General features: G+C 71.5%; 11 protein-coding genes. 5 read left to right on the forward strand and 6 right to left on the reverse strand.

What is annotated here, in order from left to right; all coding sequences use genetic code 11:
- Position 1: 1 nt before the first annotated feature.
- From ACWGDE_RS31745 to ACWGDE_RS31765, 5 genes are read right to left on the reverse strand one after another with little or no spacing between them, the layout of a single operon-like run.
- A complete protein-coding gene (locus ACWGDE_RS31745) occupies positions 2 to 931 on the reverse strand; it encodes a tyrosine-protein phosphatase (RefSeq protein ID WP_453392489.1) in 930 nt (309 codons plus the stop codon).
- Between the two features lie 31 nt (positions 932 to 962).
- Entirely contained in the window at positions 963 to 2,078 is a 1,116-nt protein-coding gene (locus ACWGDE_RS31750) for an NAD(P)H-dependent flavin oxidoreductase (protein ID WP_453392490.1), read from the reverse strand.
- Between the two features lie 3 nt (positions 2,079 to 2,081).
- On the reverse strand, positions 2,082 to 2,831 hold the full coding sequence (locus ACWGDE_RS31755) for a CoA-transferase subunit beta (RefSeq protein ID WP_453392491.1): 750 nt from the start codon (positions 2,829 to 2,831) through the stop codon (positions 2,082 to 2,084).
- Positions 2,828 to 3,688, reverse strand: a complete 861-nt coding sequence (locus tag ACWGDE_RS31760) for a CoA transferase subunit A (protein ID WP_453392492.1) — start codon at positions 3,686 to 3,688, stop codon at positions 2,828 to 2,830. Before ACWGDE_RS31760 ends, ACWGDE_RS31755 begins: the two co-directional genes overlap by 4 nt.
- Positions 3,685 to 4,434, reverse strand: a complete 750-nt coding sequence (locus ACWGDE_RS31765; protein ID WP_453392493.1) for an enoyl-CoA hydratase family protein — start codon at positions 4,432 to 4,434, stop codon at positions 3,685 to 3,687. Before ACWGDE_RS31765 ends, ACWGDE_RS31760 begins: the two co-directional genes overlap by 4 nt.
- Positions 4,435 to 4,490: 56 nt before the next feature.
- On the opposite strand from ACWGDE_RS31765, the gene ACWGDE_RS31770 reads away from it, so the two are divergent.
- Together ACWGDE_RS31770 and ACWGDE_RS31775 are read left to right on the forward strand one after the other, a co-directional pair.
- A complete protein-coding gene (locus ACWGDE_RS31770) occupies positions 4,491 to 5,255 on the forward strand; it encodes an SDR family oxidoreductase (protein WP_453392494.1) in 765 nt (254 codons plus the stop codon).
- Between the two features lies 1 nt (position 5,256).
- Entirely contained in the window at positions 5,257 to 6,177 is a 921-nt protein-coding gene (locus ACWGDE_RS31775; protein WP_453392495.1) for an SDR family oxidoreductase, read from the forward strand.
- A 283-nt stretch (positions 6,178 to 6,460) separates the two neighbouring features.
- On the opposite strand, the gene ACWGDE_RS31780 is transcribed toward ACWGDE_RS31775, so the two are convergent.
- Positions 6,461 to 7,558: a hypothetical protein gene (locus ACWGDE_RS31780; RefSeq protein ID WP_453392496.1), complete on the reverse strand. Its 1,098-nt coding sequence runs from the start codon at positions 7,556 to 7,558 to the stop codon at positions 6,461 to 6,463.
- Positions 7,559 to 7,826: 268 nt separating this feature from the next.
- On the opposite strand from ACWGDE_RS31780, the gene ACWGDE_RS31785 reads away from it, so the two are divergent.
- The 3 genes from ACWGDE_RS31785 (at position 7,827) to ACWGDE_RS31795 (ending at position 9,159) form a co-directional block, all read left to right on the forward strand.
- The gene (locus ACWGDE_RS31785) at positions 7,827 to 7,988 is read left to right on the forward strand and encodes a hypothetical protein (RefSeq protein WP_453392497.1); all 162 of its coding nucleotides are present in this window, start codon (positions 7,827 to 7,829) and stop codon (positions 7,986 to 7,988) included.
- Between the two features lie 102 nt (positions 7,989 to 8,090).
- Positions 8,091 to 8,939, forward strand: a complete 849-nt coding sequence (locus ACWGDE_RS31790) for a helix-turn-helix domain-containing protein (RefSeq protein WP_453392498.1) — start codon at positions 8,091 to 8,093, stop codon at positions 8,937 to 8,939.
- Positions 8,899 to 9,159 carry a DUF397 domain-containing protein gene (locus tag ACWGDE_RS31795; RefSeq protein WP_453392499.1) on the forward strand — a complete coding sequence of 87 codons (261 nt, stop codon included), beginning with the start codon at positions 8,899 to 8,901 and terminating at the stop codon, positions 9,157 to 9,159. The genes ACWGDE_RS31790 and ACWGDE_RS31795 overlap by 41 nt, the downstream gene beginning before the upstream one ends.
- The last annotated feature ends 74 nt before the right edge of the window (positions 9,160 to 9,233 follow it).

Consider the following 9,233-nt stretch of genomic DNA (forward strand, 5'->3'; position numbering starts at 1 on the left):
CTTACCGGACCATCTTGTTCTGGAGCTTCGCCAGCGTCCTCAGGTCCAGGCCGAGGCCCTCGGTGAGGTAACCGTAGAAGCTGCCGTAGTCGGCCTCCATCTGCGCGGTCGCCGCATCCAGGTAGTCCTTGCGGACCTCCTGGAGCGGGATCAGCAGATCGGGGTTCTGCATCCGGCCCGACTGCTTGATGCCCGCCCGCACCTGGGCGTCGTACGCGGCGCGGAAGGCGTTCGTGGCCAGGTAGTCGCCCTCGGCGGCATCCTGTGGGACGGCCAGGGCACGCAGCAGGACGTAGCTCATCCAGCCCGTCCGGTCCTTGCCGGAGGTGCAGTGGTAGAGGAGCGGGCCCTGGTTGCCGTCGGCGATCTCGTGGAGGGTGGCCGCGAACTGCGCCCGGCTCTCGGGGTTGGTGACGAACGTCTTGTAGACGTCGCGCATGTACGCCTCGGCGCGCCCGCCGCCGAGCATCTGCTCCTGCTTCACGGGGTCACCGCTGGATATCGCGCCGACCAGGGTCCCGTACAGGCCGAGGTCGCTGACCGGGCGGGCGGTGGCGGCCAGCCCGGCGGGCAGCTTGTCGGCGCCGTCGTACTGGACCTCCATCGGAATGCGGAAGTCGACGACCTTCGTGAGGCCGAGACCGGAGACGGTGGTGATGTCCGCCGCGGTCAGCTTGCCCAGCGCGTCGGAGCGGTAGACCAGTCCCTGACGGACCTGACCACCGGTCCAGGTGCGGTACCCGCCCAGGTCGCGGGCGTTCACCGCGCCCTGGAGGGGGATCTGTCTGATCGTCTGCGCCTCGTACTGGTGGTGGTGGCGCGCGATGGTGGCACTGTTCGCCGGCGCGGCGTACGCGGCGGCGGGCAGAGTCCCGATGGCGAGGGCGGAAGCGAGCACCGCGGTCGCCAGGCGGATTCGGGCACGGCTCATCTGGGGCAACTCCTGTAACGGAGAAGGGGAATCACCCTGGTGGTGGCAGGGTGCCGAGCTGATGAGGGGGGAGGAGGTGCGCCGGGCCGGGGTGGGGGGAGCCCAGGCCGTGCAGGCGTTCCAGCACGGTGTGCGCCTCGGCCATGACGCGGGTGACGAGCTCCGCACACGACGGAAGATCGTCGATGACGCCCGCGACCTGGCCCGATGCCATGACGCCGAGGTCCGTACGGCCCTCGACCATGGACGCCTTCAGGAGCATGGGGGTGTTCGCGGCGAGCAGCACCTGGCTCCAGGACAGGTCCTTGCCGTGTTTCATCGCGAGGCCGTCGCGGACCATCTGCGGCCAGGACAGGCCCGACAGCTTCTTGAAGCCCGCCGCGTGCCGCACCGCCTTGGCCAGCGCCTTCGCCCGGCCCGCCCGCTCCAGGGAGGTGACGAGCTCACTGCGGAGCATCCGGTGCGGGAGCCCGTCCACGGCCGTGGTGACGGTGACGTCCTTGACGCCGGCCTTCAGGTACTCGGCCTTGACCGCGTCCGGGACGGTGGAGTCGGAGGTCAGCAGGAACCGGGTGCCCATGGCGATGCCCGCGGCCCCGTAGGACAGCGCCGCGACCAGGCCGCGGCCGTCGCTGAAACCGCCCGCCGCGATCACCGGGATGTCGACCGCGTCCACCACCTGCGGCAGCAGCACCGTCGTGGCCACGTCTCCGGTGTGCCCGCCGCCCTCGCCGCCCTGCACGATCACCGCGTCCGCGCCCCACGCCGCGACCTTCTCGGCGTGCCGGCGGGCCCCGATCGAGGGGATCACGACCACGCCCGCGTCCTTGAGCCGCGCGATCAGCTCCTTGGACGGGGCCAGCGCGAACGAGGCCACCCGTACGCCCTCGTCGATGATCAGCTGGGCCCGCTCGGCCGCGTCCCCGGCGTCCGCCCGCAGGTTGACCCCGAACGGGGCGTCCGTACGGGACTTGACCTCGTGGACGGCGGAGCGCAGCTGGTCCATCGTCATCGTCGCCGAGGCCAGGATGCCCAGCGCGCCCGCGTTCGCCGCCGCCGACACCAGGCGCGGACCCGCCACCCAGCCCATGCCCGTCTGCACGATCGGATGCTCGACCCCGACCAGCTTGGTGAATGCCGTCTCCATCGCTCAGACCCGCACTTCGCGGTCGCGCAGCCCCTTGGGGTCGATGACCTCGCGGATCAGCCGCAGCTCGGTTGCCGTCGGCTCCCGCGTGTACGGGACCTCGTCGGCGATCGCCAGCTCGAAGCCGGTGGCCGCCCGGACCTGCTCGACCGTGACGCCCGGGTGCACGGAGGCCAGGCGCATGGAGTGCTCCGGGCCGGTGAAGTCGAAGACGCCGAGATCGCTGACCACCCGGGGGAGCCGGTGGAAGCGGGTCACCCCGGCCGCCTCCGCGCGGTCGTAGCCCACGCCGCTCACCATGTCGACGCGCTCCACGAACACCCGGGTCGAGTGCTTGGGGATCCAGTAGCTCACCGGATTGTTCAGGGTGTTCACGGGAGCGCCGCGCACCCCCAGCAGCTGGCGGGCCGGCCGCTCCCAGTCCCCGATGCAGGAGATGTTCTGGTTGCCGAACCGGTCGATCTGGCTTGCGCCCATCATCACGTGCCGGCGCCCGCCGGTGACCATGGTCAGGTGGCGCCGGTACGGGAGCCAGCCCTCGGCCGTGCCGTCGAGACCGACGAGCATCGCTTCGCCGTCGGTCAGCAGCAGGTCGGGGGAGAAGGTCCGCTTCGCGAGGCGGGCCCCGAAGGAGGGCACCAGGCCCATCGGACTGGCCAGTACCTCGCCGTTGTCGCGCCAGGCCTCGGCACAGGCGGTCACGCAGTACTCGGCGCGGCTGACGGCGGTGGCGGTGGTGGAGGGCGTGCTCACTTCTGCTCCTCGTGCCAGGCCTGGACGGCCGACTGGTAGGCGTGCTCGCTGCCGCCGGACAGGAAGCGCTCGGCGAACTCGGGCCAGGGGGTGGTCGCGTACAGCTTCTGGAAGGCCTCGTCCCGGCCGTAGTCGGGGGCGCAGGAGGTGAAGTGGGCGCCGTTCGGCGTCTCCACGACCCCGGTGACCGAGTGGCGGCTGACCAGGAGGGACTGCGGGGGGCCGGCCTTGGAGAGCTCGGCGGTCTCCACGATCTGCTCGCAGCTGACGTACGCGGCGTCGGCGGCCTCGCAGAACAGGTCGTCGAAGTACGGGTCCGGGCCCAGGTACTGGCCGTTGCCGAGCCGGTCGGCGCGGTTGAGGTGGACCAGGGCCGCGTCCATCCGCAGGGCGGGGACGGCGACGAACTCCTCGCCGTCCGCGTAGGGGGAGGTAACGGTGCGCAGCTCGGGGTTGACGCGCATGACGTCGGAGCCGATGCCGGCGCGGACGGGGAGGAACGGCAGCCGGTTGGCGGCGGCGTGCAGTCCCCACATGAACATGGCCTCGTCGAGCTCGGTGAGGGTGAGGGCGCCGCTCTCGCGGGCCGCCCGGTAGTGCGGCTCCAGGGGGATGGAGTCGAGGGTGACGAAGGGGGTGACGAGCTTGGTGATCTTCCCGGCGGCGGCGAGCAGGCCGACGTCGGGGCCGCCGTACGAGATCACGGTGAGATCGGTGATCCCGGTGCGGAGCAGTGCGCGCACCAGGGCCATGGGCTTGCGCCGCGAGCCCCAGCCGCCGATGCCGATGGTCATTCCGCTGGTGAGGCGCCCGACGGCCTCGTCGGCGCTCATCGTCTTGTCGCTCTGGCCGGTCATGCCGGTCCCTCCTTGCCGAAGGTGTCGCGGACCCGGTCGGCGACCCCGCTGAGATTGGCCTCGAAGGTGAAGCCCTGTTCGAAGCGGTAGCTGCGGCGCACGTCCACCGGGTCGATGCCGTTGATCGCGGCCTTGGCGAGCCGGATGAGGTAGCCGTCCTTCTTGGCGATCTCGGCCGCCAGCTCCAGGGCCGCCGCCCGCAGTTCCTCGCGCGGCACGACCTTCCACACCGAGCCGTGCGCGTGCAGTTCGGCGGCGGTCGCGGTCCGCGAGGTGTAGTACAGGGTGCGCATCATGTGCTGGGGGACGAGCCGGGCCAGGTGGGTGGCGGCCCCGAGGGCGCCCCGGTCCAGCTCGGGCAGTCCGAAGGTCGCGTCGTCCGAGGCGACGATGGCATCGGCGTTGCCGACCAGGCCGATCCCGCCGCCGAGACAGAACCCGTTCACGGCCGCCACCACCGGCACCTCGCACTCGTACACGGCGGCGAAGGCCTCGTAGCAGCCCCGGTTGGCGCCGATGAGCGAGGCGTGGCCGGTGTCGCGCTGCATCTCCTTGATGTCGACACCGGCGTTGAAGCCGCGCCCCTCGGCGGCGAGGACCACGCACCGGACCTCGGGATCGCGGCCGGCCGCGCGCAGGGCGTCGGCGAGGTCGTACCAGCCCTGCACGGGCAGTGCGTTGACGGGCGGGAAGTCGACTGTGACGAGTGCGATGCCCTTGTCCGGGCTTGAGGTGGAGACACCCATGAGTGGATCAGCTACCTTTCCACCAAACATTTGTTAGGTGAGGAAGGTAGCAGCCGATGGAGCTCAACGGGAGGGTTGTCGTCGTCACCGGCGGAACCCGGGGCGTCGGCGCCGGGATCGCGCGGTCGTTCCTCGCGGCGGGCGCCGAGGTCGTCGTCTGCGCGCGCCGGCCACCGGAGGAACCGGTGACCGTCGAAGGCCGCTCGGCGTCGTTCACCGCCGTCGACCTGCGCAATCCGGCCGCCGTACAGGACTTCTTCGGGTCCGTCGTCCGGCGCCACGGGCGGCTCGACTGCCTGGTCAACAACGCCGGCGGAACCCCGTACCGGCTGCTGGGGGAGGGCGAGGCGGAACGCCACGCGCGGGTCGTCGAGCTCAACCTGATCGCCCCGATGACCGCCTCCGTCGCCGCGTACCCGTGGCTGCGCGAGGCGCGCGGCTCGATCGTGATGATCGGCAGCGTCAGCGGCACCCGCCCCTCGCCGGGCACGGCGGCGTACGGCGCGGCGAAGGCCGGCCTGGAGAACCTGGCCCGCTCCATGGCCGTCGAATGGGCCCCCGAGGTACGGGTCAACTCGCTGGTCCTGGGCATGGTGCGGACCGAGCTGTCCCACCTGCACTACGGCGACGAGAACGGGATCGCGGCGGTCGGCGCGACCGTCCCGCTGGGACGGCTCGCCGAACCCTCCGACGTGGGCGACGCGGCGGTCTTCCTCGCCTCGGACCGGGCGGCGTACGTGAGCGGCGCGAGCCTGCTCGTGCACGGGGGCGGCGAACGCCCGGCGTTTCTGGATGCGGCAACTGCGAACAAGGAGAGCTGACATGGGACGTGGACTCGGGCTGGCCGAGGGCCGAGTGGTCATCGTGACGGGCGCGGGCCGGGGTCTGGGCCGGGCCCACGCGCTGGCCTTCGCGGCGGAGGGCGCGCGGGTCGTGGTCAACGACCTCGGCGTCGGCCTCGACGGCCTGCCGGGACCGGACAGCCCGGCGGCGCAGGTGGTCGCCGAGATCCGGGCGGCGGGCGGGGAAGCGGTGGCGCACGGCGGCGACATCGCCACGACGGAGGGCGCGGCCTCGCTGGTCGAGACGGCCGTCTCGACGTTCGGACGGCTGGACACGCTCGTCAACAACGCGGGGTTCCTGCGCGACCGGATGCTCGTGAACCTGGACGAGGACGACTGGGACGCCGTGATGCGGGTTCACCTCAAGGGGCACTTCCTGCCGCTGAAGCATGCGGCCGCGTACTGGCGGGCGGAGGCGAAGGAAGGCCGAGAGGTGGCCGCGCGGGTCGTGAACACCTCCTCGGGGGCGGGGCTGCTCGGCTCGGTGGGCCAGGGCAACTACAGCGCGGCCAAGGCGGGCATCCTCGGGCTGACCCTGGTCTCGGCGGCGGAGATGGGGCGGTACGGGGTCCAGGTCAACGCGATCGCCCCGGCGGCGAGGACGAGGATGACGGAGCAGACCTTCGCGGACACCATGGCCGCCCCGGAAGCCGGGGCCTTCGACGCGATGGCCCCGGAGAACGTCTCCCCGCTGGTGGTGTGGCTCGGCTCCGACGCCTCGGCCGGGGTCACGGGCCGGGTCTTCGAGGCGGAGGGCGGCCGGATCACGGTGATGGAGGGCTGGCGGCCGGGGCCCACGGCGGACCGGGGCGCGCGGTGGACCCCGGCGGAGGCGGGGGAGACGGCGGCGAAGCTCCTGGCGGAGTCGGAGGCCCCGCAGCCGGTGTACGGGGCGCGCTGACCGGCGCTGACCGGCTGGTGCCGGCCGGGTTTCGGGTGCAGCGTCGGGCCGGGCGGCGGGCGGCGGGCGGGGCTCGGCCCGGGGGTGGGTTCGGCCCTCGGCCGGGACGTGGGTCCGGTGTCGGGCCCGGGTGTGGGTCCCGGCGGCGGCGCCCGGGCGCGGGTCCCGGCGGTGTCCGGCTGTGGTGCCGCGCCTGGTCCCGGGCCCTGCCTGGTCGTCGGTCCCTCGCCCGATCCCGGCTGCCGGTCCCGGGCCTTGCCCGGCCGCCGGTTCCGGGCCGGGGTCAGGTGCGCAACGACCGGCCTCCGGGAGCACCTTGCGCGGCCTCCCCGGCCAAGGGCACCTGGTGCGGCATGAACGCACCGGAGGCGGCGACCTCCGCCAGGCCCTCGGTGCGTTGCTTCAGGCCCTTGACCAGATGGATCCTGTGGCGAGTGCGACCCGTCTCCTCGAGCAGCCTCGTCAGCAGCACGAGCTCCCGCGCCGGCGCCCTCATGCCCGTCTCGACGAGCACCTGCTCCGCCCAGCCGGCCAGGCTTTTTCCGGGGATCACAGCGTTGACCTTGGTTGGCTCAGTGAGCGCGAGGAGGTCCTTGGCCCTGCGCTGCGCGCTGATGAGGCGGCTCAGGCGCGCGCGCTCGAGCATGCGGCCGAGCTCCTCGAAGGCGTCGAACAGCCCGGGCAGGAGAGCTACGGGAAGGTCCCTCGCCACCAGCGACAGCAGCTGATCGGCCTGTTCGTCCGCTCCCTCGTCGCGCAGCGCGACAATGCCGCGGGCGAGGAGCATGGGGTCCTCCGTCCAAGGGGCCGGTACCTTCCCCTGCCACAGGTCGATCTCGGCCCTGGTCTCCCGGTGGGCCTGCGCGCCGCGTTCGGAATCCGCCTGGAGGAGGCGCAGCTCGGATTCGTGCTGCCGCACCAGGTCTTCGAGCCCTTCGAGCCGTTGACCGACACGGTCCAGCTCGTCCTCCAGGTCCTGTACCTGTTGGTGCGTTCCCTCCGCGCGGGCGAACACGTCGGCGAGGCTCGTCTCGAGGCGTTCACGGTGCTGCCGTTCCCGGTCGAGCTGTTCGCGCAGACCGGCCAGGTCGCGTGCGGTCTGGACGCGGTGCTCCTCCAGCGCGATCCGCGAGAACTCCTCCTTGTACTCGCGCGCGACCAGCGGGCCCCTGGCCCGGGCCGCGGCGTAGAGCCGGTTCCAGCCCTCCGCCATCCGGTCCGGGTCCACGGCCTGACGCATGGCCAGCAGCCGGTACAGGGAGGGCAGTAGGGAGGGCCTCGGCAGGTCGGCTCCGCTCAGGTAGCGGGAGAGCCGGCTCGCGTCGATCGCGGCCTCGGGCTCGTTTTCCTTGAGCCACTTGACGATGTCCGTGGAGGACATCCTCAAGTCCTCCCGGAGCTCGCGCAAATGCTGGGCGAACGCGGCGTCCTCCTGGCTCAGGTTCCCGTCCAGGGGACCGAGCCGTTGCGGCGGTTGGGGCCCACGGACGCTCAAGGGCTGCTCCGACATGCACCTTCTCCCTCTTGCGAGGCGCGCAAGTTGCGCTCTGTCGCGCAAGACCGGCTTGCGGCGTCGCCAACATGACGTCCGGGACCTTCCCTTGCTTCAGCGGCCCGACACGGGGCCGGAGAAGATGGAGGACCACGCCATGTCGCGCACCCTACGCACCACCGACCACGAGACGCGCCCGTTCCTGGAGATCCGGGTACGGGGGCTGCACCTGACCGTCGAGCACATCCCCCACCGCTTCCTCACCCTGCTCACCACGCTCGGGGGAGCCGTCGCGGGGGTGATCTGGTTCCCCCGATAGGGGAGTTGGGTGATTCCGGTCACCGTCAGGCGATGTCTTGGTTACGCTCGGCTACAGACCGAACGGAACGCCTCGCGGCGTGAGCTTGGGGGTGACCGCCTCGTGGTCAACATGCGCGATCTCGATCCCAGTGCGTCTCCGCTGGACTACTACGGCTCCGAGCTGCGCCGCCTGAGGGAGGACGCGCAGCTGAAACAGGGGCAGCTGGGGAGCATCGTCTACTGCACGGCCTCCCTGGTCGGGCAGATCGAGACGGCCCGGAAGGTCCCGACCCGGGAGTTCTCCGAACGGGTGGACGCGGCGCTCGGGACCGGTGGGGTGTTCTCCCGGCTGGTGGGCCTGGTGCTGCGCAGCCAGTTGCCGACGTGGTTCCAGGCGTACGCGGAGATGGAGGCGAAGGCGGCGTACATCTCCACCTATCAATGTCAGGTGGTGCACGGGCTGTTGCAGACAGAGGGCTACGCCCGGGCCCTGCTCGGCGTCGATCGCCCCGGGCAAGTCGAAGAGCTATTGGCAGCGCGCATGGAGAGGCAGCGCATTCTGGAGCGCGAGCACCCGCCTGCCTTGTGGGTGGTTCTTGCCGAAGGGGTGCTGTGTCAGCAGGTAGGTGACCGCGAGGTCATGCGGAACCAACTCGCACACCTTTTGGGCTTCCTGGAGCGGCCATGGGTGCAGATCCAAGTGCTGCCCTTCTCGGTCGGACAGCACGCAGGACTGATGGGTTCATTCACCCTCCTCCGCTTCGAGGGCGACCCGGACTTGTTCTACGAGGAAGGCTATGCACAGGGCCATATGACGGCCAACCCATCCGTGATCAGGGAGCGTTCGGTCGGTTACGCTCGATTGCAGGCTGCCGCCCTCTCCCCTGAGGCTTCGGCTGAGCTGATCGCCCGTGTGATGGAGGAACGCTATGGTGACGGACCTGAACCTGACCGGAGCGGTATGGCGTAAGTCGTCGTACAGCGGAACCACCGGCGGCGAGTGCGTCGAGTGCGCCCCCCTCGGTGACGCCACCTGGCGCAAGGCTTCGTACAGCGGCAGCAGCGGCGGCGAGTGCGTAGAGGTCGCCGCCCAGCCCTGCCTAGTCGCCGTGCGGGACTCCAAGAACCCCGGCGGCCCCGCCTTCACCGTCGGCCCCGCCGCCTTTGCCACCTTCATCGGGGCCCTGTAAGCGAGAGCCACCACCGCGGGGCGGGGCCCGGAAAGGTGCCCGCCCCCCCCCCATACCCCGCAGCGGGGACAGGA

The organism is Streptomyces sp. NPDC054956 (genome assembly GCF_053609185.1).

Bases quoted from the DNA above. Each gene is read 5' to 3' on its own strand.
- ACWGDE_RS31775 (WP_453392495.1), top strand. From the start codon at position 5,257: ATGGGACGTGGACTCGGGCTGGCCGAGGGCCGAGTGGTCATCGTGACG.
- ACWGDE_RS31780 (WP_453392496.1), bottom strand. From the start codon at position 7,558: ATGTCCTCCACGGACATCGTCAAGTGGCTCAAGGAAAACGAGCCCGAG.
- ACWGDE_RS31750 (WP_453392490.1), bottom strand. From the start codon at position 2,078: ATGGAGACGGCATTCACCAAGCTGGTCGGGGTCGAGCATCCGATCGTG.
- ACWGDE_RS31765 (WP_453392493.1), bottom strand. From the start codon at position 4,434: ATGGGTGTCTCCACCTCAAGCCCGGACAAGGGCATCGCACTCGTCACA.
- ACWGDE_RS31760 (WP_453392492.1), bottom strand. From the start codon at position 3,688: ATGACCGGCCAGAGCGACAAGACGATGAGCGCCGACGAGGCCGTCGGG.
- ACWGDE_RS31795 (WP_453392499.1), top strand. From the start codon at position 8,899: ATGGTGACGGACCTGAACCTGACCGGAGCGGTATGGCGTAAGTCGTCG.
- ACWGDE_RS31785 (WP_453392497.1), top strand. From the start codon at position 7,827: ATGTCGCGCACCCTACGCACCACCGACCACGAGACGCGCCCGTTCCTG.
- ACWGDE_RS31745 (WP_453392489.1), bottom strand. From the start codon at position 931: ATGAGCCGTGCCCGAATCCGCCTGGCGACCGCGGTGCTCGCTTCCGCC.
- ACWGDE_RS31770 (WP_453392494.1), top strand. From the start codon at position 4,491: ATGGAGCTCAACGGGAGGGTTGTCGTCGTCACCGGCGGAACCCGGGGC.